The organism is Paenibacillus borealis, from assembly GCF_000758665.1.
Classification (GTDB): Bacteria; Bacillota; Bacilli; order Paenibacillales; family Paenibacillaceae; genus Paenibacillus_AQ; species Paenibacillus_AQ borealis.
This window is the reverse complement of record NZ_CP009285.1, coordinates 3,943,844-3,967,507: the sequence shown is the minus strand read 5'-3', so window position 1 is coordinate 3,967,507 and position 23,664 is coordinate 3,943,844. Positions and strand designations below refer to the sequence as shown.

The 23,664-nt window shown below is 51.5% G+C and carries 18 protein-coding genes; 1 reads left to right on the top strand and 17 read right to left on the bottom strand.

Features of this window, described 5'->3' with window-relative positions; all coding sequences use genetic code 11:
* Positions 1-38: 38 nt before the first annotated feature.
* The 14 genes from PBOR_RS16725 to PBOR_RS16660 form a co-directional block, all read right to left on the bottom strand.
* Positions 39-1,757, bottom strand: coding sequence for a cache domain-containing sensor histidine kinase (locus PBOR_RS16725; RefSeq protein ID WP_042213514.1), 1,719 nt, complete (start codon positions 1,755-1,757; stop codon positions 39-41).
* 1 nt (position 1,758) lies between these two features.
* Positions 1,759-3,492 carry a response regulator gene (locus tag PBOR_RS36990; RefSeq protein ID WP_157764054.1) on the bottom strand — a complete coding sequence of 578 codons (1,734 nt, stop codon included), beginning with the start codon at positions 3,490-3,492 and terminating at the stop codon, positions 1,759-1,761.
* Positions 3,462-5,099 (bottom strand): extracellular solute-binding protein, encoded by a 1,638-nt coding sequence (locus tag PBOR_RS16715; RefSeq protein ID WP_042219505.1) that lies wholly within the window; start codon positions 5,097-5,099, stop codon positions 3,462-3,464. Before PBOR_RS16715 ends, PBOR_RS36990 begins: the two co-directional genes overlap by 31 nt.
* A 68-nt stretch (positions 5,100-5,167) precedes the next feature.
* Positions 5,168-6,067 carry a carbohydrate ABC transporter permease gene (locus PBOR_RS16710; RefSeq protein ID WP_042213512.1) on the bottom strand — a complete coding sequence of 300 codons (900 nt, stop codon included), beginning with the start codon at positions 6,065-6,067 and terminating at the stop codon, positions 5,168-5,170.
* Positions 6,068-6,143: 76 nt separating this feature from the next.
* Positions 6,144-7,007, bottom strand: coding sequence for an ABC transporter permease (locus PBOR_RS16705; protein WP_425415541.1), 864 nt, complete (start codon positions 7,005-7,007; stop codon positions 6,144-6,146).
* A 220-nt stretch (positions 7,008-7,227) separates the two neighbouring features.
* Complete coding sequence (locus PBOR_RS35505; RefSeq protein ID WP_052429509.1) at positions 7,228-10,230, bottom strand: glycosyl hydrolase; 3,003 nt, start codon at positions 10,228-10,230, stop codon at positions 7,228-7,230.
* Positions 10,231-10,388: 158 nt separating this feature from the next.
* A complete protein-coding gene (locus PBOR_RS16695; protein ID WP_042213508.1) occupies positions 10,389-12,641 on the bottom strand; it encodes a beta propeller repeat protein in 2,253 nt (750 codons plus the stop codon).
* Positions 12,642-13,094: 453 nt separating this feature from the next.
* The gene (locus PBOR_RS16690; RefSeq protein WP_042213505.1) at positions 13,095-13,772 is read right to left on the bottom strand and encodes an ABC transporter ATP-binding protein; all 678 of its coding nucleotides are present in this window, start codon (positions 13,770-13,772) and stop codon (positions 13,095-13,097) included.
* On the bottom strand, positions 13,769-14,896 hold the full coding sequence (locus PBOR_RS16685) for an ABC transporter permease (protein ID WP_042213499.1): 1,128 nt from the start codon (positions 14,894-14,896) through the stop codon (positions 13,769-13,771). The genes PBOR_RS16690 and PBOR_RS16685 overlap by 4 nt, the downstream gene beginning before the upstream one ends.
* A 154-nt stretch (positions 14,897-15,050) precedes the next feature.
* Positions 15,051-16,436, bottom strand: coding sequence for a sensor histidine kinase (locus PBOR_RS16680; RefSeq protein ID WP_342671119.1), 1,386 nt, complete (start codon positions 16,434-16,436; stop codon positions 15,051-15,053).
* Between the two features lie 17 nt (positions 16,437-16,453).
* Positions 16,454-17,131: a response regulator transcription factor gene (locus PBOR_RS16675; RefSeq protein WP_042213493.1), complete on the bottom strand. Its 678-nt coding sequence runs from the start codon at positions 17,129-17,131 to the stop codon at positions 16,454-16,456.
* Between the two features lie 144 nt (positions 17,132-17,275).
* Positions 17,276-18,112, bottom strand: coding sequence for an NAD(P)H-binding protein (locus tag PBOR_RS16670; protein WP_042213492.1), 837 nt, complete (start codon positions 18,110-18,112; stop codon positions 17,276-17,278).
* A gap of 2 nt (positions 18,113-18,114) precedes the next feature.
* Positions 18,115-18,726: a MarR family winged helix-turn-helix transcriptional regulator gene (locus PBOR_RS16665; protein WP_245648212.1), complete on the bottom strand. Its 612-nt coding sequence runs from the start codon at positions 18,724-18,726 to the stop codon at positions 18,115-18,117.
* A gap of 821 nt (positions 18,727-19,547) precedes the next feature.
* Positions 19,548-20,738: a metallophosphoesterase gene (locus tag PBOR_RS16660; RefSeq protein ID WP_042219501.1), complete on the bottom strand. Its 1,191-nt coding sequence runs from the start codon at positions 20,736-20,738 to the stop codon at positions 19,548-19,550.
* 207 nt (positions 20,739-20,945) lie between these two features.
* Here PBOR_RS16660 and PBOR_RS36985 point away from each other — a divergent pair, with 207 nt between their 5' ends.
* Positions 20,946-21,575 carry a hypothetical protein gene (locus PBOR_RS36985; RefSeq protein ID WP_157764053.1) on the top strand — a complete coding sequence of 210 codons (630 nt, stop codon included), beginning with the start codon at positions 20,946-20,948 and terminating at the stop codon, positions 21,573-21,575.
* 57 nt (positions 21,576-21,632) lie between these two features.
* On the opposite strand, the gene PBOR_RS16650 is transcribed toward PBOR_RS36985, so the two are convergent.
* The 3 genes from PBOR_RS16650 to PBOR_RS16640 form a co-directional block, all read right to left on the bottom strand.
* Positions 21,633-22,049 (bottom strand): HIT family protein, encoded by a 417-nt coding sequence (locus PBOR_RS16650; protein ID WP_042213490.1) that lies wholly within the window; start codon positions 22,047-22,049, stop codon positions 21,633-21,635.
* A gap of 68 nt (positions 22,050-22,117) precedes the next feature.
* On the bottom strand, positions 22,118-22,531 hold the full coding sequence (locus tag PBOR_RS16645) for a bacteriohemerythrin (RefSeq protein WP_052429507.1): 414 nt from the start codon (positions 22,529-22,531) through the stop codon (positions 22,118-22,120).
* 187 nt (positions 22,532-22,718) lie between these two features.
* Positions 22,719-23,624, bottom strand: coding sequence for an NUDIX hydrolase (locus PBOR_RS16640; RefSeq protein ID WP_042213487.1), 906 nt, complete (start codon positions 23,622-23,624; stop codon positions 22,719-22,721).
* Positions 23,625-23,664: the final 40 nt, after the last annotated feature.

Sequence of the window (23,664 nt, the reverse complement as noted above, 5' to 3'; positions counted from 1 at the left end):
CTCCTAACTCCTTCATAGCCGATTATCAGCTCATATGGTTATAAACGGCAGGGAATGGTTATCTGCACACAGGTGCCGATTCCGGAACGGCTGGCGATCAGCACTCCGTATTCACTGCCGCCATGCAGCTTAATTCGGGAATCAACATTACGGATGCCGTAGCCGATCCGGGTCCCCTCAGGGGCCAGAATCTGCCGGATGGTATCCGCATTCATGCCTACCCCATTGTCTATTATCTTGAATATGATGCTGTCCTCCCTCTTCTCCGCCACAAGCCGGATTCCGATGGTGCTGCCGAACCAGGCATGCTCCAGCACATTCTCAATCATCGGTTGAAGAATCAGCTTCACCGTCGTATACTCCAGCACTCCGGGGTCAATATCGTAATATACCGACATCCGCTCCCCGTACTTGATACCCTGAATGGCAATATAAGCCTTAGCATGCTCAATTTCATTGCCCACTGTTGTGATAATTCCGCCCCGGTTCAAGGACAGCCGGTAGAACTTGGCCAGCTCTTGTACAAGGGTATGCAACTTAGGAATATCTCCAAATTGAGCCAGACGATTGATCGAGGAGAGTGTATTGTAGAGGAAATGCGGATTGATCTGCGCCTGCAGCGATTCCAGCTCTGCTTCTTTTTTCTGAAGATCAGCGACATAATTCTGGTGAATCAGCTCTTCGATATTGCTGCCCATCCGGTTGAAGGCTACGGCGATCTGCGCCAGCTCGTCATTGCCCTTATACTTAATTCTCTTATGAAAGTCCCCATCGTGAAAAGCGTTCAGCGATCCGACGATCTTCTGAATCCGCCGGGAGAAATAGCTGGATACTCCGATGCCGAGACAGGCCAGAACCAGTGCGCTTGCCAGACAGACCAGCAGTGTCATTCTCCGCACTTCGCTTGCACTTTCATCGAACAGGCTGTTCGGAATATAGGCTTGCAGCTCCCAGCCGATGCCTTCAAGCGGCTCACTCAGTTGCAGCCGGTTGCCGGCGGATTGCAGGCTGGCGGCTTCCGCACCCTCCGGTGAAGACTCCAGCACCACCCTGCCGCTCCTGTCGGTCACCACAAGAGTGGCATACTCGCCGATCTTGCGGTAATCCACCGAATCCAGCAAATCCTGCATCTGCACCGTTACCCGGATCAGACCGATGCTACGCTGCTTCTGGATATCATCCATCCGCTGGATCAGTGAGATATTGCCGTTCTCTTCATCGCGCAGAATCTGACGCCATTGACCGGCACCCGTTTTAGCTTCCGGCGCCACGAGGTCATGATACCAGTCTTCCCCCCGGATTCTCTGCAGATGAAAGATCTCGTACCGCTTGGTCGAGAGCAGCGGATTGGGTCCAATCTCGCTGTAATATAGTTCAGGGATAGAATCATTCTCCAGGTACAGGGACAACCCGACATTGCTTGCCGTGTAATTGAGCAGATTCTCAAGCGCCGGCATAAGGGTCTTTGTCATTGTCTCATAGCTGTACCAGCCTTGATCATAACGCCGCAGTGCACTTTGCAGGTTGAAATTGTAATACAGGGTACTGGATATCCGTTCAATATTATCCGTACGGTAGGTGATGTTATCCCTCATCTGCTGAAGGGTGCCTTGTATATTCTCGCGCGTCTTCTGTTTGAGCGAGTTCACGGAATGACTGTAGGCAAACAAGCCCACTGTACCCACAGCTAGCAGCAGGCAGACCACATAAGGGAGAATCAGCTTGTATCCGTAAGGCATACTCCACCTGCGCCGCATATTACAGATGTCTCCTGTAATCGCCCGGGCTGACTCCGTAATAATCCTTGAACTGCTTGCTGAAATGCGACAGATTCTTATATCCGACACGCTGTGCGGCTTCATAGACCTTGAGCTTCGGATCTCCAAGCAGCAGCTTCACCCGTTCCAGCCGCCTTAAAGAGACATAATCGGAGAAGTAGATTCCCTTCTCTTCGTAGAAAATTTGACCCAGATGATTGGGCGAGAAGGAGAAATGATTGGCTGCATCCCGCAGCATCACATTATGCTCCAGACGCTCCTCGATATAAGCTTCAATCTCCTGCACGAGCTTGCGTTTCTTGCCCTGCCGTTTGCGCTGCAAATGCTCTGACAGCTCGAACATACGGCGGCGCAGCCAGGATTTCATATCCTGGGTAGTCTCGAAATGATAAAGAATACTTAGATGCTTCCGGTCCAGTCCAAGCACCTCGTAGAAGTCTTCATTAATCGTATGCAAATAAGCATCGAGCTTCGACACCACATGCAGAAACAGCTGGTAGATTTCCAGCTTGGTCTCCATACGGTCTACCCACACGAACAGCTCTTCATTACAATCGTCAATGGCAACCAGCCGGTAAGAGGACATAGCTTGAAACAATGCCTGGAGAATATCATCCAGATCCTTGGCTTCGGCGGTAACCGGCCCCTTGGCATCCGTATGCATAAGCAGTTTGCCTTTGCCCAGGAACAGCTTCAATCCAAGAGCTTCCTTGGCCCGCTGGTAGGAGAAATGCAGCTCCTTCAGATTGCTCACCAGAGGCCCGGCTCCTATGGTCACAGTCAGCGGAATTCCGCTGACCGCGTGATGAATTAATTCCTTAAGGCATCCATGGTCTACCCGTTCTTCCAGGATGAGGGCAAAATGGAACTGATCCAGTCTGCAGACCTGAATCCGTTCCATCGCACAGAATTGTTCAACCGACAGGCTCAGCTGCCGCTCTATTCCCGCCTTGGCTTCCTCACTGTAACCGTTCAGCTTCCAGGCCAGGTCATCCGGCTCCAGCAGAGCAGTGTACAGACGGGTGCTCTGCCAGGAAATCCCCATGCGCTGAAGCACCGGCACTACCTTTTCCTCATCGGGTGTTCCGTCCAGAAGCTGCATGAACAGGTCCCGCTTCAGCAGGGGTTCCGACTCCGAGAAGTAATGCTCCAGACGGGAACGGGCCCGTTCTTTGTTAAGAGCATCCTTCACATCATTCAGCGTCCGCCGCATATCCTCGTCGTCCACCGGCTTCAGAACATAACCGCAGGCGCTCATGGAAATGGCCTGCTTGGCATACTGGAAGTCCTCATAGCCGCTGACAAAGACAATCTTCAGCTGCGGATTCAGCTCAAGTGCTCTGCGGGCCAGCTCCATCCCGCTCATAATCGGCATCTTGATATCCGTAACGATGATATCCACCTGCTGCGCTTCCAGCACTTCAAGCGCCTCGAAGCCGCTGCTTGCGGCTGCACACACCTCCATGCCCATTTTTTCCCAGTTCATGAAGCATTGCAGCCCCTTCAGATCGAGAAGCTCATCGTCTACCAGCAGCACCTTATACATTCTATCCCATCCTTCGAACCCGCTTGCCGCCAGAACGCAAATGCGGATGTGATCCCCATAGGCGGAAGGCTGTCTCTTCCCAAATAATGGGGTATACTTGGCTTCAGTATACCCCACGCCCCCGGCAGACTCTATGGTTATTTCATCTTGCTGAGGTTGCTCTGCCATCTTTCCGTCTGGTACACCAGCAGCTTGTCGTAACCTGCTTTTTTGGCGTCTTCATTCGCTTTGTTAATCAGGCTAAGCACCTCTTCATCACTCTTGGCATACAGCGTCTTGGCAAAAGCCTCCTGATAGATATCGTTGACGGCTGTGGCAATCGTGCCTTCTTCCGAATCCGGCAACGGGTCAAGGTTGACGAACTCCGTAAAGTTTCTGGAAGTCTTCCAGGTCACCTTCTGCTGGGCCAGTGTCGTCCAGTTCTGCTTGTCAGCCGGCAGCTGTGCATCCATCTTGGCTTTGGTCTGGTCAATGAATGTAGTGTTACCCACCCAGTTGAAACGTCCGATCCTTTCCTTGTCTTTGCCCGTCTGCTCCGTGCTGAGTCCCCCGGCATTCAGAATCGGCACTCCGTCTGCATCGGTCTCATCCCAGTAGAGCCCCTTACGTCCGAAGTTGATGATGCGCTGGCCTTCCTCTCCGGTCAACCAGTCCAGATATGAAAAGATCGCTTCAGGGTCCTTTGCATTCTTGGTAATGACAAGCACATTCCAGCCGAGGGAATTGTAATTGTTCGGAGTGATCTTGGCGGCATCGAGGCCGGCTTTGTGAATCGGCCAGATGATCTCATAGCCTGCTTCCGGATCGGTTGCCTTCAGGGCACCGTCCGCTCCCCGGCCCGGATTGACCACATCGCCATCCACATATACGGCAACGCGGCCCGTTTTCAGCTTTTCGTTAATCTGGTCGCCGGTCTGTGTGAACACATCCTGTGAAATCAGCTTGTCGCGGAACAGCTTGCTGGCATACTGCATGTTCTCAATGAATACCTGATCCTCAAAAATCGATTTCAGTTCATTCCCTACGGGATTGGCTCTCGTCAGATAAGGTTTATTCTCGGCCCATCCGCCATACATGGTATCAATACCACGGCCTTTGGCTCCTACCTCCAGCGGAACGACATCACTGTATTTCTCCTTCACCTGCTTCAGATAGGCATACAGGTCATCATAGGTTTCCAGCTTAGGCGAACCCAGTTCTTTATAGATCTTCTTGTTAATGATCCAGCCGCCGTTACCGTTCGGACTTGAGGTATACCAGTTCGGGAACTGGTACAGCTTGCCGTCGTCTGAGCGGAGCATGCCTAGCGTGGCTTCCCCGGCATTATTCTTCAGATTCGGATATTTATCAAGGTATTCATCCAGCGCTACCAGCATTCCGCCCTGCCGCAGACGCTCGACACTTGCGCCCCGATCCGTCATAATGACATCCGGCAGACTGCCCGAGGCAATCATGGTACTGAACTTGGTCTCAGCAGCGCCGCTTGACTGAACGGGTGTCATATTGACCTTCAGGGTGTCGGCAATCCAGCGGGTGGTTGAATCAGCACCCCACTGCTCCGTGGTATCCCAATCATAATTGCTGTAATAACTGAAGGTTACCGGCTTGACTGTACTCACTGCTTCAGTGGAAGGTTCTTCCGTTGCCGGTACCGACGTTTCTGCTGCAGCAGTGGCTGCCGCCGGTTCTTTACCGGGTTCTGTCGTACTCTGGGCTGTGTTGTTCCCTCCCCCGCATCCTGCCATCAGCAACACCGTGCATAACACAACTGTCATTTGCGCCAAGCTTTTCGTCCGTTTCAAATCAGTAACCCCTCTCTAAATGTGAATTCAAGGAATTTGCGCTACTCTTTCAATGAACCGATGAGCACCCCTTTGACAAAATATTTTTGCAGAAATGGATACACCATAATGATCGGCAGCGTAGCCACCATAGTAGTAGCCATAATCAGCGACTTGGTGGTGACGGACTGCACCAGTGCCAGACGGTCCTGGGCCGCCGCATTGCCTACAGACTGAAGCTGATCTGTCACAATGTTAGAATTGAGGATCTGCTTCAAGAGCGTCTGAATCGGAATCAGGCTCGGATCGTTGATATATATACTGGCTGAGAACCAGTCATTCCAATGATAGACAGCCGTGAAAAGAGACAGCGTAGCCACGACAGGACCTGATATCGGCAATATGATACGGATCAGCACACCGATATGATTGCAGCCGTCAATCCGTGCGGATTCTGCCAGTCCGGCCGGCAGGCCAAGAAAGAAGGTCCGGAAAATAATCATATTATATACACTGATTAACCCGGGAATAACCAGCACCCAAAAGGTATCCATCATGCCAAACTCCCGCAGCAGCAGAAAGGTGGGTATCAAGCCGCCGCTGAAGTACATCGTAATGATACAGAAGACCATATAGAATTTGCGCCCGATCAGTTCATGACGTGATAACCCGTAGGCCAGGATAGCGGTGAACAGCACGGACAGGATCGTTCCGGTTAACGTTCGCATGATGGAGATCATGAATGCCTGCCCGATCCTGCTGTCCTGAAAGACGACCTCATAGTTATCTAATGTTGGAACTCTGGGCCAGAAAGTAATGCCGCCCAGTGACGTATCCGAGCCCATATTGAAGGAAATGACCAGGGAATTCCAGAAGGGATACAGGGTGACGAAGCCCAGCAGGAGCAGAATGATATAAATGAACAGCTGCAGCACTTTATCCCCCGTTGACAGCTTCATCATAACCTGTAACCCCTTTCCCCGCAGAGTCTGATTTCATGAACATTTCTGCTTACACAACGCATGGATACTGCTCCGCTTACCATAGGCTGGAACCCATTTTTCTGGCTGCCTTATTGGCAAGTGCCAGCAGGGTTACACTGACAACGGCCTTGAACAATCCAGCTGCTGCTGCATACGAGAAACGGTTGTTCAGTATCCCCATCCGGTACACATAGGTATCGATAACATCCGACACATCGCGGAGAATCGGATTCGTGGCCAGAATCAGAATATCTTCAAACCCGGCGTTAAGAATATTCCCCACCGCCAGAATCATGAAGATAATAATGACCGGCCGGATACAGGGCAGTGTGATCAGCTGTATCTGCTTGAATCTCCCCGCCCCGTCAATGGAAGCGGCTTCATAGAGATGCGGATCAATTCCGGCAATCGCAGCCAGGTAGACAATCGCGGCAAACCCCATCTCCTTCCACATCCCCGTACCTACGAGAATGCCCCAGAAATATTCAGGCACAGACAGGAAGCTGATCGGCTCAGAAGTAAGATTCAAGCTCATCAGCAGCATGTTAACGCTTCCATTATCAGTCGACAGCATCGAGCCTACGAACCCGCCGACGATCACCCAGGAGAGAAAATGCGGCAGATAGCTGACGGTCTGCACGACCCGCTTGAACATCATACTCCGGACCTCGTTCAGCATCAGCGCCAGCAATATCGGTGCCGGGAACCCGAAGCAGAGCTTCAGCAGACTGATCACCATTGTATTGCGCATTACTCTCCAGAAGTCCGGGGAATTGAAGAAAGCCTCGAAATGCTTCAGCCCCACCCATGGGCTGTGTAAGAATCCGCCGAACAGCTGATAATCCTGGAAAGCCATTAGAACTCCGTACATGGGCAGGTAACTGAAGATGAAAATGAAGATCATAGCCGGCACAACCATCAGTTGAAGATCCCACTGTCTGATCCAGCCGGTCCACCAGGATACCCGGCTCCCTTCCTTACGGATATGCAATCTCCGCTCGATTTCCACATTGGTCATCCTTCCTGTTTCTTTGCTTTACAGCTTTATTCTATGATCTTCAGGAAGGAGCAACCAGTAGCGCGGTCAACGAAAAATGTGGTCCAGCAACGGAGATTTATACCGATGCGCTGCTATCCGTTTAGTCCCCCTCTGCAGGCAGCCTGACAGCTTTTACATCGTCTATATACAGCGTTCCGCTGCCCTGTGTCCCGCTGCCTTGGGCAATATAGAATGCGAATTCTTTAATGGAACCCAGATCAATGACTCCATTGCCGCCGGTAGACCAGCCAGGGCGCAGGAACTCGCTAAAGGGAATCCTTACAAGCACTGGAGATGTTCCTTGAATTCGAATACTGGCTTCCCACACCTCACCGTTCGTCTCATGAAACTGAACCGCAAGCTGCCGGTTCGAGCCATCCGGCTGCAGCCAGAAGGAGATGGCTTCCATGCCCGGCCATTCCTTGCCCATACTGCGGTAGACTCCCGCATAGCCGGGATTGCCAACCGTATAGTCCAGCTTAAGCCCGTAAGTGCCGCTGTTCAGATGGTAAGTGTCCAGCGTTACCGTCGCTGCGTTGCCGGAGACATTCCGCTGCCATTTGTCACGCAGGCTGCTGTTTGAGCTGCCGTACTGTTCGAAGTCATCAATGATATAACTGTCAGCAGGCGGCGGCACATACGGGCCGTTGCCGGTTTCGCCGTTATGGAGCGCACGGGTATTGCTGAAGAGAGCCTGAATGGCACTGAGCGAATTCTTGTCGGTCAAATATTGCGACCAGGTCATGAAATACGTATAACGGGACTGCTTCTCCCGCAGCATATCCATGTCCGGCAGCTCCCCGTTCTCCCCGATGGCAATCGGTCTGCCGCCGCTGAGCTGCACAAGCTTGTTATAATACGTATCACGGTAATCATTGTTATAGATATCCATCGCCAGAACATCCACCGCATCATGACCGGGATAATACGGAGCTGAATCATAGGCCCACGAGCTCTCGGCATTCGGGCTCCATACCCAGATCAGATTATCCAGACCGTGCAGATGGGTGAAGCGGTCGTACATGTTGTCCCACAGCTGCCTGAACAGCTCCGGCCGCGCGCCCCACCAGAAGAATTCGGCATTCATCTCATGATACGGCCGCCACAGCACCGGAATCCCTTCATCCCTCAGCTGAGCCAGGTATCCCGCAACTTCGTCTACCTGCGCCGCCCACTGATTGTAAAGAGCGGTGCCCGGAGTAACAATATCCGTCATTTGGGCTGAAGTAACATCTCCCGTCACACTTTCCCACCCGGCGGTGGCAGAATCCATAGGCCGGGGCTCATGGTACGTCAGGGTAATGATGCTGCCCGAATGGCCTTTGATAATCGCCTCATCAATCATGGCCTGGCGCAGGGCGCTGAAATCCCCGCCGGTATAATAGGCGAAATCCGAGCCCCATATTGCCGGATAATACCCGGTCAATTCTGCTGCCGTATCATACCAAAGGGAGGGTGCTTCGTAATAGTTATGCTGCCCCGTATACACAGCATTGCCGACCGTAGCATAGAGCCGGTCCAGAAGGGCTTCCGCTTCCTCCGACGCCCCCGGATTCACCGGATACATCTTGCCGGTAGTCAGCTCAAGCGAACTCGCCGCTGATACTGCCGTCCCTTCGCTTACTGCTGTCACCTTAACCTCATAGAGACTCCCAGGTGACAGACCTTCCAGCTTATAGGCATACAAGGATTGACCGGGAACATAGGGTACCGTTATACTGCTCCATTCAATATCTGCCGCCTTTTTGTAGGTAATGCGATAATTCTTCACCCCAAAAGGACCGGTGGCAGCCAGCCACTCCAGCTCTGCGGATACGCCATCTACAGCATTCACGGTAAATCCGGCAGGTGCTGCAGGTGCGAGGTCTGCAGGAAGCTCCGGCAGCATGCCGACATATACCTGATCCAGGAACTGGTCCGCCCCGGTCTGATTCATTGCTGTCAGCTGCATATATTCGCCAGGACTTGCTGTAAGCAGCTTCCCTTCTGAACGTTTCCATGCGGATGCGGTGTTTGCGATCAGCGGATGCTCAGTTTCAGTGAAATCCTGATAGACACTGAGACTTACGGTTAATGCTTGCGGGGGCACAGCTGCTGACCTGGTCCAGTAGGAAACCAGATAAGAGTATTCCCCGTACACAGGAATTTCCTCGCTTCTGATTGCCGAGTTGCCCGGCAGGCGCGCCGCATATTGTCCGGAGTGTGTTCCGTAGGTTGTGGTCTGCACCGTTCCTGTTTCGGTCCACGGGCTGATCGAAGCCGTCTCGAAACCGCTGTTAGTGAGCAGATTCACGCCCGGTGTCGCCTCCATGCCCATCACCGCATCGGAAGTATTGCCGGCAGTATCTCTGGAACGCAGCATAATGGCATACACAGAGAATGGATCAAGATTCTGCAATGTATAGGTGTATGATGTGACGGTCTCCTGGTGGGGAACCGATAAGGTATTCCAGCCCGAGTCTTCCGTTTTTTTGTAGGACAGCTGGTAAGATTCGACCGCCATATCATCTGTAGAGCCCGCCCAAGTCAGCTTAAGTGAATCCGGCTCATGCTCGGCTATCCAGGTTCCGGGCGTTGACGGCCGTTCAATATCTACATTCTCCCGGATCACCGCGTCGTCAATGTAATAATCTTTGCTGGTGCTGTTCCAGAACGAGAAGCGGATATACTGCACCCCGGGAGCCGGTGTGTACAGCAGCTGCTTATACTCCCACTGCGTCGAGCCCGAATAGTAGAGATATTGTTTCGTCTGCTGACTGCCGAAGGCATCCACATCAATCGCCGCACTCGTCACTCCCGTTCCGGCGAATTTAACCCATAAGCCCACCCTGTAGGTTTTGCCTTGCTGAACTGCTACAGATGCCGACGCCCCGCCTGTGTTCCGTTTCACCTGAAGACTCTTCGCGCCCCCATGCTTCTCGGCGGTTGTCACCACCGGACTCCCCCATTTCTCCCACGACACATCTCCCGCTTCGAAGCCGGGATTACCAAGCAGATTCTCCCCTGCCGAATGCGATACCGCTGGCGGCAGTAGAATTGATGCAGCAAACAGAGCGAGGGCCAGGCAACCATGCAACCATTTTTTGCTCGTTCGTGCAGCCACTTTGTTCAGTCCTCCATTTGAATAGAGCCGGATTATATTCGATGATTACATCGTCCGGCCCATCAAATGTAAGCGTTTTCTATTGAACTCAACAAGGATCCGCAGCAACGAAAACTGTGTTTCAGCAACGACAACGCGTTTAGTTGTAGGTTTACCTGCTAACGGCTGATTGTCCCGCGGAAAGCACCGTTGCCGCAGGTGACGGCAAGCACTTGTCTGCCCTCACAATCCAGTGCAATCCCCTTCCAGCGGACGGCTCCCAGCGAAGCATGCTCCCACCTGTCCCAGGTGGCTCCCCCATCCCGGCTCCATGCCAATTCGGACTCCGTAGAGGTCCGGACCATCGGCTCACTGGCCAGAATCAAGAGATCCTCACCATATTCTCCGCGCCCTGCCGAGAAGGCAGATACATTGAAGAGCCGGCCTTCCGCAGCCGGGAACAGCTTATGCCAGCTCTGCCCGTAATCATTGCTGCGCCATAGCCCTTCCGAAATAAACCCCGCATAGATCGTTCCCGGCCGGGATGGAGAGTACGCCACAGTACTCAGTACCGAAGCCGGACCGCCGCGCTGAAAGGGAAGTCCCTCTCCAATGAAATCCCAATTGTCCCCGCTGTTTGAAGATTGCCATATCCCCTCAGTGGCTTCTCCCGCCAGAAGCTGGCCCGCCTTATGGGGGTTCATATCCATGAGCTGGTTAGACCCGCAGGCATTCTTGACCTGATAGACTACGACTGACAGCAGCTCCGCTTCAATCCAGCGCTTCTGATGCGGAAGGGTCTCCACATGAGCCGGAGGCCGAAAAGCTGTGCGCTCCCATGACGCTCCGCCATCCCGCGAACGGTAGATTCCTGCGCCTGCGCTGATACTCCCATCCACATAGGCATAATAAGTGCCTGGCTGATTGCCGTCCTCGCGCAGAGCCTGAACGAATAACCCGGAACCAAGGGTCAGGACAGCACGGGCCTGGCCCCCACCTTCCCGGTATGCCGCTATGCAAGCATTGCGGGTATGGCCAATGAGGCCATACAGGTATAACCCCGGATCTGCTGCGGAAATAACGGCCGCAGAGCTTCCGGAATAGCCGGGCAGCCCAGGCAGATTGCGGAACGATAGTCCGCCATCTTCAGTCACCTTAGGTGAATGGTCCGCCATGGTAACGCAGAACTTGCCGGGCTGCTGCTTATCTGCCGCTGCCGCTTCCATGCAAGTGGTCTCCAGCCCGCGGAACTCCCCGGCCTGCCAGGTCAATCCGCCATCTCCGCTATAGGCTACACCATACCAATTGCAGAGATACAAGCGGCCTGGAGTGAACCGGTCCACTATAATCTTGGAGATCGCCCAGCCTGCAGCTGAAGCCCGCGATCCTCCATTGAAGCTGTCCATATACGCCGGAAAACCGCTCAAATCCGCATCCTTATGGATATGAAGCAGCTTCCAATGCTCCGCACCATCCTCGGAAATATATAGCGGAACCGGCGGAATGTCTTTCATCTGCGGCCGCAGATCAGGGGCTGTATACCAGCGCTGCGGGATATGGGAATCCTGAACAATCGTGCCGTACCGCTGCTCTCCCTTCAGTAAACCTGCTCCGGCAGATTGCCAGGTCCGGCCGCCGTCTGAGCTGCTCTTGATACCGCCCCAGATACAGGCGGCAAGCAGCCGCTGCGGGTCCCGGCTGTCGAACGACAGCTCGGCAAAGCTCGGCCCCTCCACCAGCAGATCCCACGATTGTCCTGAATCGCAGCTGAGATACAGCTTCCCCGCCTTGCCCCGAGGGCGGTCCTGCAGCAGACCTAATATGCCGTACTCCCCAGGATCGGCATAATCCATATTGAGCTCCTCATCGCTGATCGTTCCGGCATATAACATACCCGGCTGATCCGGATGAAAAGCTACGCACCCGAAGCGCTCCTCCGGAAGGCTGCTCTGCTCCCAGCTCTCTCCTTCATCCCTGCTGATCCATAATCCGCCGGTATACCCGCCGGCTGCAACAATTCTGGGATGAAAAGGATCTACGGCAATGACCTCGCCATACATTCTTGTCGGGCCGTTGCCATAGAACCCCATGCCGCTGCAAACCTCATACCAGCTGTTCCCGCCATCTGCCGATTTGTGCACCGCCCCGTAGAAGGTCCGGCTCCTCACTTCGCCGCAGCAGCGGAACATCACCTCCGGATGATGCCGGCTGATGGCAAAGCTCTGCACCTGATGGTGGTAAGCCTGGGTCAGCCCCCGGTTCAGGGTCTCCCAGCTCTCCCCACCATCCCTGCTGCGGAACACGCCCGCCACATCACAGCGGGCATATAATACACGGCCGTCCGCCGGATGCTGCAGCAATCCGGTGATATAGCCGCCGCCACCCAGCGCCGCAGGCAGCCACTCCCCTGCCGGGCTTATCGAATAGACCATGACAGCTTCATCCCCCTTTCTTCAGTCCTTTTAAGCATAACTTGGAGCTGCGCAGAGCGGCATCCCCGGTAGCAACGATATCTACCGCTGAGCAAGGAATGTGAATCGCAGAACAAAGCTGCTGCTTTTTTTGCAAATTCATAATTACCTAATTAAGAACAAAATCACCTTACATAACTCCATTCAGAATAATTCGGTCTCATTGTGTTCGGTTTTCCGCATACATTAGGCCCGATTACCTTCACGGAAGCTCATTGTATTCGGTTTTTCGCATACATTAGGCCCGATTACCTTCACAGAAGCTCATTGTATTCGATTTTCCATATACATTGGCGCTCCCTTTGCCCGACCATCTTATTTGTCCACAACTGACAAATCCCCTATTTCCTACCTAACAAAAAAACTGAACCCCATCCCCGGGATTCAGTCTCAACTAACCATACAAGCTATATCCTAGGCTTGAACCAGCACGCCATCCTCCAGATGAAGCACACGGTCGCACCACTCCAGCATCCGCTCATCATGAGTCACCATGACCGCTGCCTTGCCTTCGCTCCTCACCTCATCGGCGATCATCCGCACCACTTCTCTGCCGCGGCTGTAATCCAGACTCGCTGTCGGCTCATCTGCGAACAGGATAGCCGGTTTGTTCATCCACGCCCGGGCAATGGCCACGCGCTGCTTCTCACCGCCGGACAGCTGCTCGGGATACTGATTGCGCCGTTCCCATATCTCCAGACGCTTCAACAGATAGGTTGCCCGAACCTTGGCTTCCTTGGGGGTGAGCTTAGCCAGCTTGGCAACATAGAGGAGCTGTTCCTCCACCTTCAGAAAAGGCAGCAGCTGCGCGCTCTGGAACATGAAGCCAATCTTCTGCAGCCTCAGCTCCGTCAAATCGCCTTTGTCCTTGTCACGCAGCGATTCGCCGTCGATGAAGATCTCCCCGCTTGTCGGCGTGAGCAGGGCACCTGCGGCAGACAGAAAAGTGCTTTTGCCGGAGCCGGAAGGTCCCAGTACTGCTACGAATTCACCTTCGTTTACTGTAAGATCCAGGTTCTTCAAGACAGTCATTGCGCCGTCTCCGTCCCCGTACGTTTTGGTCACTTGCTTCATTACTAATTTGGCACTCATGCTCCAGTCCTCCCTATCGCTTCCAAGGCATCCACCTTAGCTACTCTTGCTACAGAAATCAGTGAACCCAGCAGTGACATTCCGATGAACAGCAGGCTGGTCAGAATCATCGTCTGCCCGTCCAGCTGGAACGGCATCGTATCCGGCAGACCCATATTCATTCCGAACGTGAGCAGGAGGCTCAGTGCAAGACTGGCTACGGACAGAATCAGGACTTGGCCGACTACGCTCCAGGCTAAATAGGACATTTTGGTACCCATCGCCTTAAGAATACCGAACTGGCTGGTCTTCTGGATCGTGATGACGTAGAAGAATACAGCAAGTACAACTGCAGCAATAACGAACAGGAAGGCTATCATCATGAGCAGTGAATTCTGCTCAGCGGCATATCCGGGAACACTGGAAATCGCCTGTTTCTGGGTAATGACCTCTACCGATTGCTGTTGTGCGGCAATTTCAGAGGCTTGTGCAGAAGATACTTTGAGTGCGATAACATTGTAAGGAGCATTACCAGAACTGCCAGAACTGCTTCCGCCCTGAACCGCCCCTTGCTTCATAGCCTGCCAGTCCAGCTGATTGATGTAGACGACCGGTGTATGGCTGTAAGAGCTGTCTTTCACAAAACCGCTAACCGTCCAGCTCATGCCTGAGGCCTGATCACTTATTGTACTGCCGATCGTGACACCGGACTCTTCCAGCTTCGAGTCTACTACGGCGTTTCCTTGAACATCATTGGTGATACCTGCACCCTCCGTCACTTTAGGAGCGAGCATACCATTCATATCCGCGGCAAAAAAAGTAATGTCCGCCTTCACATCTGCATCGGCAGCAGTAATGGTACTGGTCTGCACGCCAAGCAGAGTTGCCTTCGCCTCCCCGGCCACCGCACGGGCTGCTGCAAGCTCCGTCTCACCTAACTGTGAACGTCTAAACGTATGGTCAGCGTCGCTCTGCACGACAAAATAATTCGCAGGCATATTCTCCAGTGCCGAAATATTCGCATAGGCAAGTCCTCTGGCCAGACCCGTTACGAACAGGACCAGAAACGAAACCAGCAGCATGATCACCATTATGAGGCTGTAGCGTGCTTTGGAATGCCTCATTTCCCGTAAAGCCAAAAACATATAACCACTCCTTCTAATCTGTATAACCACAGTTTAGAGGGTGAAAATGAACGGAGTATGAATAAAGAATTACACTATACAGATTGACTATAGACGGTTCAAAAACTAATGTTATGCGCAACTGCGGTGAATGTTGGACTTCCGGCCGCTGCTTTCATCTGTTACTAAACGTCTGCTCAATCTGTATAGTGGCTGGCAGGGAGACCGTAAAGGTAGTCCCTTCTCCAACCGTGCTTACAGCCTCAATCGTCCCGTTATGCGCCTGAATAATCTTCTGTGCGATGGCCAGCCCCAGCCCGCTGCTGTTGCTGTCACGGGTACGTGCCTGATCCACTTTGTAGAACCGGTCAAAGATCATCGGCAGCTGCTCCGCAGGAATGCCTTCACCGTTGTCCGTAAACGTTACAATACAGTTATGACCGTCTGCGCTTGCTGTAATGCTGATTGTACCGCCTGCCGGAGTATACTTAACGGCATTCGAGACCAGGTTCATCCATACCTGAAAGAGCAGATTCGGGTCGCCTTGCAATGTAATTTCACCGACATGCAGGCGGACCGCAAGCTCCTTCTCGGTAAGATGCCATTCCATGATCTGCATGACCTGACGGAGCTGGGCCCGGAGATCGAAGCTTCGCTTCTGCAGTGCATGTTCATCATAGTCGAGTGAAGACAAGGTGAGCAGTTGCTTGCTGAGCAGGGATAACCGGCGGCTCTCTTCATCAATAATCGACAGATACTCCAGCCTTTGTGATTCAGGCAATGCACCGTCTTTTAGCGCATGAGCGAATCCCTGGATTGAAGTCAGCGGAGATTCAATTTCATGTGAGACATTGGCAACAAACTCCTGACGGGCCCGGTTTGTCCGTTCCAGCTCCCGGCTCATCGTCATGAAATGAGAAGCCAGCTGGCCGATTTCATCGCGCCGGGCGGTATATAGTTTGATATCGTACCTGCCTTTGGATATTTTGAGTGTCGCCTCGGTCAGCCGTGTAATGGGCTTCACCACATGGAATACTGTAATCAGCACGAACCACAGGCTGAACAGGATAATGACGCCAATCAGCACGGCAAAAAAGATCCGCAGCTCACCAAACTGCACCTCAGCATCCGGACGCATGAACAACGCATAAGTCTCTCCGGTGATCTGAACAGGCACACCAATCGAATTGCTGAGCTGATTATCGAAGAACCCTGTGATAAACGCTGAGCTGGGGAAATTACCAACACCGTGATAAATGCCCCCGGCCAGCACCTTTTGCAGCTCACCTTCCTGCAGATCATTTTTGCGGAAAGGCAGGCCGTAGAATTGTTCATCGCCGCTGCCATTCACTAAATACATCTTGTACCCCAAGGAGGCTGTACTCAGCAGATACTCTTCCGCAGCATCCGGGTGGTCCTGAATGAACTGCTGCAGCCCGATGGCCATTTTGGTCAGCTTGGCATCGTTCTGCGGTTTGATTTTGGCCTGATAATAGAAATTGGAAACCAGAAACCCCAGAACACTGCTGATCACTATGACCGAGCAGAACACAATACTCATTCTTACATACAGCGATCTCATGTGTTCACCATGTCCACTTTGTAGCCAATCCCGCGCACGGTGCGGATCGTGAAGTCATTCTGATAGTCGCTGAACCGCTGGCGCAGACGTTTGATATGCACATCCACCGTCCGCTCATCCCCCTCGTAGTCCGCTCCCCATACCAGTTCGATCAGCTCACTGCGCGAGAATAAACGTCCGGGATACTGCGCCAGCTGGGCCAGCAGCTCGAATTCCTTCACCGGCAGCAGAAGCACATCATTTCCGTCACTGATCTCATAGTTCTTGCGGTCAATCACCAGTGAGTTCAGCCGGATCCGGTCATCAGAGGCAATAGAATAGCGGCGGAACAAAGCTTTAATGCGGAACAGCAGCTCTTCCGGCTCAAAAGGCTTGGTCACATAATCATCCGTCCCGCGCAGATACCCCTGCTCCTTATCACTGAGCTGCTGGCGGGCAGTCAGCAGAATCACCGGAATATCGTAAGTTTCCCTTATGTACGAGCATAGCTCCAGACCGTCCATATGGGGCATCATTACATCCACCACCGCCAGATCCACCGTCTGCTCCTTCATCAGGGCGGCCGCTTCCCGGCCATCACCGGCTTCCAGTACAAGATACCCCTCTCTCGTCAAGACATGCCGCAGCAGCGTGCGGATATGGACATCGTCGTCGGCTACTAATATTTTTTTCAACAGAAAGCTCTCCCTCCGGCTTGCCTAATTCAATGACATCATACTAGCAACAAACCGATATCAAGACAAGCCTGTGCGCATAAGCTGCAACCGATACAGTTTAGGCTCCCTAACACAGCAGCACACGATACACTAATCTAACCTCTACTTAGCAGGCTCTCCCCCCACCGGCAGAAAAGGCATAATGCTTTCCCTCAGGGGTGTGACAGGCCGCCCCATTAGCCGCTCCAAATCCCCGGAAGTGGATGAAGTGTCCAGCTTGCTGATAAAAGCATAGATCCAGTGCTGAACCGCAGCATCCTGACGATGTACGATAGGTTTCCCTGCCACCTCCGTCAAAACTTCAGCCAGATCAGCAAAGTCCCAGGTTTGCGGAGTTGTCAGTTCATAGATCTGATGGCCTGACTTGCCCTCTGCAAGTACAGCTGCCGTTGCAAGTGCAAGGTCACAGCGATTTACCGAGTTAAACTTCCAATCCCCCGGTGCAGTAACGAGTTCTCCGCAAGTAAGTGCTTCCTTGAGCCCCAGTACCCCAACGAAATCAATGTATAGGGCATTCCGCAAAAAGGTATATTCCAGCCCGGACTCTATGATCGCCTGTTCAGTTAGGGTGTGCACATTAGCCGGTTTATTCTGATCTATACTCTGCCGCGGAAAGGCAAAACCCGTATAGAGAATATGCCCGACCCCGCTTCGTTTCGCCGCATCTATGACCTGTTTATGCTGAGTCAGGCGGACGCTGTCATCCGTATGTGAGCTGGAGATTAGCAGCAGCCGGGAAATCCCGCAAAAGGCTTCGTCCAGAGATTCCGGGACATCATAATCGGCATAACGGACTTCTATGCCTTGCTCCCGGAGATGCGCCGCCTGCTCAAGCTTCCGTACTCCGGCGACAATCTGTTCTGCCGGGATACGGCTGCGCAAATTTTCAATAATAAGGCTCCCCAATTGTCCGGCGGCTCCAGTGATCATTATCTTCATGATTATCTCTCCCTTGTATGTTCGCTCAATTTGTTCAGCAGACCCAACAGCTGATGCAGCTCCGTTTCATTGAGACGCTTCATCACGTTGGCAACAGCTTCCCGGTTTCCGGGCAACTGTTCAGATAACAGCTTGCGGCCGGTTTCCGTAATAGAAATCACCGTCTTGCGTCCATCCAGCGCATGATCTGCACGGTTGATGTAGCCGTCCTTCTCCAGCGGAGTGAGCAGCAGACTGATATTGGCTTTGGTCACACCGATTCTCTCCGCGAGCAGCGAAGGAAGTATTGTTCCCCCATGCTTCGCAATCTCAACCAGTACGCGGATTCTTGCCCCGTTCAGCCGTTGCGCCTGCCAGTATTTCTCGGACACAGCTACTGTGTTTGCGGTCGCACTCACCATGGCGAAGAAAACCTCATTAGGGAGCGGCAGCTCCAGCACATACTTTTGCAGCTCATCCATTTGATCATCCTTTGGTTCATCCTTTGGTTCATCCTTTAGTTCATCTTCATTCATTTGATCATCCTCCATCCGATCGCCTATTCCTTCATTCATTCGTCCATTCATAGAATCATCCATCGGTCCGTTCAATTGTTCATCGGTTGGTATATTCATTCGCTCGCCCATTTGATAACCCATTCTATCATTCAAAGTTACGTAATAACGCCTAAAGTTCCGTCCATAACGCTGCTTTACGCCGCCAGTTCAATTTAGTTAATAACTTAACTATATTTATAGAGAATAACTCACCTCACTCTTAATGTCAAAACACCAGATTAACATCTCTGGAAAGTCTGGATTTTATACCAAGGCCGGTGCTGCTGAAACAAGAGTTTGGGTGTTGGTTTGGGGGTTGGTTTGGGGGTTGGGGTTGGTTTGGGTATTCATTTGGATCTTGCGCAGCATTACTAGTGATTTAACCGGACTAATCCCGGATTGTTGTACTAAATGCAAGATTTTTTCTTTATTCACTTGTAAAAATGGTTATTGTTGTACTTTTTACAACAATCCTTATGATTCAACCGGTTGTCCAACTAAATTGTTGTATTTTCTGCAAGATTCCCTGTAAATTAGCCGGATCGAATTCGAATTGTTGTACTTTGTGCAGGATTTCCTCCACTTGGATCGGATCAGCCCACAAAGTTCCGCTTTTCGCACAACCTCCCATAGTCTAACCGGATTCCAGCATACTATTTGCCATACACCCTAACATAAAACCAACATAAAACCCCCTACCCTTCATTCGAAGGCAGGGGGCATGGCGGAAGGTACACGGGCTACGGTAAAAGGTACAAGTTACGTTAGATGGTTCAGTTACGGTAGACGGTTCAGTTACGTTAGATGGTTCAGTTCCAGTAGATGGTTCAGTTCCAGTAGACGGTTCAGTTCCACTAGATTCCTCAAGTACAATAATGTTGCCTCCACTAGACGATCTTTTAGATCAATACCGCCTTAGCCGCAGATGCCACAGGTTCTTCGCTGTAACTCATACTGCCTTCCAGAACAACCTCCAGCTTGATTAGTTCAGAGCGGCTGGCCAGACGGATCGGCGGTCCCCAGGTTCCGTAGCCTGAGGAGACAATGACATGCAGCTTGTCTTTGAGCAAATAACCCCAGTCCAGCTCGAACAGCCGTCTCGTAATCCAGTGATTCGGAGCAATCTGTCCGCGGTGGGTATGTCCCGACAGCAGTACATCCACTCCAGCCCGCGCAGCAATCTCGAAGCCGGTCGGCTGATGATCCATCATGATGATTGGCTTCGAGCGGTCAAGTCCGTCCAGCAGCGCATCTACACTCAATCGCCCGCCTGCCTCCATCGCTTCAGCAGTCTTGTCTTTACGCCCGACAACGTACACTCCCGAAGTTTCCACAACCTCATCCTGCAGTACTTTAATGCCGATGTTGTTCATCACTTCGGTGTATTGCGCAATCGAACCGCCATAATATTCATGATTCCCCAGCACAGCATAGACGCCGTGGCGCGCCTTAAGCTGCTTCAACTGCTGGTCCATTCCATTGCGGATAAAAGGTTCAATGCTGTCATCCAGCACATCCCCTGCCAACAGAACGATATCGGGATTCATCGCATTAATCTCTGAGACCATCCGGCGTAGATGCCGGTTCCCGACAATGTTGCCCAAATGCAGGTCGGAGGCGACAGCTACCGTCAGCGGAACGCTGGTTCCGATAGACTTATCGACGTTCAGCCGGTGGCTCCGCACCACTGTACTCCAGGCATTGCGTGAACCCCAGAGCAGGAATACGGCAAGCAGTGCCAGCACGGTAGCTCCAGCTTCGGTCACGAACGCCGAGAGTCCTACACCAGTGAGCGCCAGCACTCCATATACCAGATCGGTCAGCGGCAGCAGAATCACGGCAAACTCCATACAGGCCAAATAATAGGAGCCGACTACCTTGAACAACCGGCCAACCGGCTTAAGCGCCTGCGGCAGCGGAACTCTGCCAATTACATAAGAGAAGACAATCACAAAAAATACAGGCCAGTATACAGCAGCATGTATGCCCGGCAGCCATTCCTGAAGGAGAACCCACAGATGCCATCCAATGTAGAAATTAACAAGTCCCAGCACAAGAAGCATAATTATACCGGAAGCCAGCATGCGCATTATTTTCACTCAATCCACTCCCTTTAGGTAAGTTTCTATAATATCTACTTCAGATCATATCACAAAGTATTAGTGAGGTATAAATTGTGCTCCGCCACTATGAAAAATCTTAGATAGATGCAGGAACCTCGCATAGTAAAAACGAATCCGTTCTATGTAACAGTTGAGTAACTATTTAGGTTAAGCGGGAGAAAGGTGAGGATTTCCTTGGATCATTCTTTTATGAATTCTTTTAGGATTTATTCAAAGATTTCTTTATTCATTTCATCATTATTACTGGTTGTTGTATTAACCGGCAGTGATTCAAGTACAAATATACAAACCACTCCAATGGACCTTAACAAAAGCTCCGTATCAAATATCCCTTATTCCATTCGTTCGAGCATGTCTTTTGCACCTCACAAAGCAGAAATTGAGAAGCAATTGGGAAAAGCCGATATCACCAGACGCATGAAAGGCTATTCCTATGAAATACGAAATGTTTCTGACGGCAGTCATATCTTTATAATGTACATGAGCAGCAGCTATGTTTCTGACATATGGAGGTTAACGCACTTGTTAAGTCTGGATAGTTTCAGCAAGATCACCATCGGAGAAAGTACAGTAAGCGATGTAAAAAAAATTGATCTCTACTTCATGAAGTTTAATTACTCTGATCAGCAAAAGGTGGCAACGAGTGAACATAAGCTAGACGATGATGGAGTAATGATTATCAGCTATACACACAGCAATAATACTTGGATTGTTAATTCAATCGAGCACACCAAACAAGATCCATCAGCGTTTGTTGCACAACTTCTGCCCGAAGATAAAGAAATGTTGATGGAAGACTTTTAGTCAGGTTTTGAATTTAATGTATAGTATACACAGCGAAAAAGAGCCCATCCGGACTCTTTAACCTTCACCTAACGCCTTAACAATTTTCACCCTAGTCTCGTTTAGCCGTGCTTCTGCACCATCCGGGTGCAGCGGCTCACTCCAGATGAATCCGTCACCCTCGTACCTTGGAACAACATGCATATGGTAATGGGTCAGATCATTAAATTTACCGCCGTCAGCACAAATTCTGATTCCGTCCGGTTTGTACAGGCTTTTGAGCAGCGCAGTAACTTTTTGCGAAGCATCCATAACAGCGTGCGCGGTTTCCGGGTCCAGCTCGTCGGTATCCAGATAATGCTTTTTAGGTAGAATCAGGGTATGCCCTTCATTGAATGGCGCAATATCAAGTACACAGGTTACATACTCATTCTCGTAAATAATGTTGAGCTCCGGTTCAATACCATTAGCGATTCTGCATCCCAGGCAATCCATATGGGTGTCTCCTCTCCCGTTAAAAAAAGAAAATGCCCTGCGGCATCTTCGTGTTCCGGATTATGTAGTTAAACGGCTTTGTTACCTTTTGCAGCGATGCAGTCCCCGATCAGCTTGTCACATTTGTGAATATGATTAATCAGCCAGTCGGTCAAAGTGCGGTTCAGCTTGATCGTAGACAGTACGGATACACCTTTGGTCTTAATGCTCTCTTCCAGATCCAGAACGGTCTGTACGAATTCAGCATGCGTCTTCTGGTGTTCTGTCAGTTCAGGGAAGTCGATGTCCTTCATCAATTGCTCTTCACTGCCGAAATGCTCCACGGTGTAGTCCTTGAGGAACTTCAGTGTTTCTTCGATCTTGTCTTTGCCCTGCTGGTTGGTACACGCCTCAAAAAAGTCATTCAGCTTCACAAGCAGCTGTCTGTGCTGGCAGTCAATCTTCTCTACTCCGATGTCATATGAATCCTTCCAGTCAATCATTGACTCACCTTACCCTTTTCCATAAATTACAAAATGAAAAGCATAATTCATTTTCCACTTTTGCGCATAAAAGTACTATTAACAACATCACACGCCTAAAAGAAAACACTATAAAGTCGCTAAATGTCGAATTCGATGGCAGGAAGGTAGGAAATGGGTAGGTAGCTCAAGCCTGTATCTCGTCTTCTCAAGTTAAGCTCCATTCCAGATTGTATCTGTACAGCTTCGACGGGCGGTGTCCGGCATCCCGGGTGCTCTCATCCGTCTCAATTACCCGTTCAGCAATCTTGCGGCGGAATGCGGCGGCGAGCAGCTCTTTGCCAAGGATGATTTCATACACGCGCTGAAGCTCGGACAAGGTGAACAGCGGCGGCATCAAATTGAACACAATATCGGTATATTCGGCCTTGCCGCGCAAGCGTTCAATCGCAGCCTGCACCATGAGCAGATGGTCAAAAGAAAATCCCGAGCTCCGGACAATCTCACGGTCCATATGGCGGACATGGCCTCGGATGGTTTCGGTAAGCTTGACCACACCGCTGAGCTTCACTTGTTCATTCTGCAGAATAATCTCCACAAATGTCTCCAGCCGGATACCTTGCTCCAGCTCCTCGCGGCGAGTCTCCAGGATATTATACGAAACCTCAAACCAGGCGGCTGCGGCCGCATCATCCCCTGCTTGCACTGTCAGGGCTTTGCGGTCCACGAGCGCCATATAGGAACAGCTGATTACCCGCATCCGCGGATCACGCTCGACATCGCCCCAGGTATATAGCTGTTCCATATAAATGTTATCAATATTAGTCTCACTGTACAGCTCCCGGCGGGCTGCCTCCTCTACGCTTTCGTGGATCCCCACGAACCCTCCAGGCAACGCCCATTGTCCCAGAAAAGGATGTTCACCGCGCTGTATCAGCAGAAGCTGCAGCGATTTCTCCGCAAGCTTGCGGTAATTATCCTGTTCTTGCTCCATTACGGTGAAAATTAGCATATCGACAGCAACAGACGGACGTTCATAGCTCCCGGCATTATAAGTCTTCAGGAATTGCTCCTCTGTTAAACCGTTATGATCAGTGACTGGTTGATTAGACATTGGCAGGCTCCTTTATAGGAATATCTTAATAATATCCTAT

Excerpts from the sequence above, each read along its gene's own strand:
- PBOR_RS16725 (WP_042213514.1), bottom strand. The coding sequence starts at position 1,757 with ATGCGGCGCAGGTGGAGTATGCCTTACGGATACAAGCTGATTCTCCCT.
- PBOR_RS36990 (WP_157764054.1), bottom strand. The coding sequence starts at position 3,492 with ATGGCAGAGCAACCTCAGCAAGATGAAATAACCATAGAGTCTGCCGGG.
- PBOR_RS16715 (WP_042219505.1), bottom strand. The coding sequence starts at position 5,099 with ATGACAGTTGTGTTATGCACGGTGTTGCTGATGGCAGGATGCGGGGGA.
- PBOR_RS16710 (WP_042213512.1), bottom strand. The coding sequence starts at position 6,067 with ATGATGAAGCTGTCAACGGGGGATAAAGTGCTGCAGCTGTTCATTTAT.
- PBOR_RS16705 (WP_425415541.1), bottom strand. The coding sequence starts at position 7,007 with ATGGTTGTGCCGGCTATGATCTTCATTTTCATCTTCAGTTACCTGCCC.
- PBOR_RS16695 (WP_042213508.1), bottom strand. The coding sequence starts at position 12,641 with ATGGTCTATTCGATAAGCCCGGCAGGGGAGTGGCTGCCTGCGGCGCTG.
- PBOR_RS16690 (WP_042213505.1), bottom strand. The coding sequence starts at position 13,772 with ATGAGTGCCAAATTAGTAATGAAGCAAGTGACCAAAACGTACGGGGAC.
- PBOR_RS16685 (WP_042213499.1), bottom strand. The coding sequence starts at position 14,896 with ATGTTTTTGGCTTTACGGGAAATGAGGCATTCCAAAGCACGCTACAGC.
- PBOR_RS16680 (WP_342671119.1), bottom strand. The coding sequence starts at position 16,436 with ATGAGTATTGTGTTCTGCTCGGTCATAGTGATCAGCAGTGTTCTGGGG.
- PBOR_RS16670 (WP_042213492.1), bottom strand. The coding sequence starts at position 18,112 with ATGAAGATAATGATCACTGGAGCCGCCGGACAATTGGGGAGCCTTATT.
- PBOR_RS16665 (WP_245648212.1), bottom strand. The coding sequence starts at position 18,726 with ATGAATATACCAACCGATGAACAATTGAACGGACCGATGGATGATTCT.
- PBOR_RS16660 (WP_042219501.1), bottom strand. The coding sequence starts at position 20,738 with ATGCGCATGCTGGCTTCCGGTATAATTATGCTTCTTGTGCTGGGACTT.
- PBOR_RS16650 (WP_042213490.1), bottom strand. The coding sequence starts at position 22,049 with ATGGATTGCCTGGGATGCAGAATCGCTAATGGTATTGAACCGGAGCTC.
- PBOR_RS16645 (WP_052429507.1), bottom strand. The coding sequence starts at position 22,531 with ATGATTGACTGGAAGGATTCATATGACATCGGAGTAGAGAAGATTGAC.
- PBOR_RS16640 (WP_042213487.1), bottom strand. The coding sequence starts at position 23,624 with ATGTCTAATCAACCAGTCACTGATCATAACGGTTTAACAGAGGAGCAA.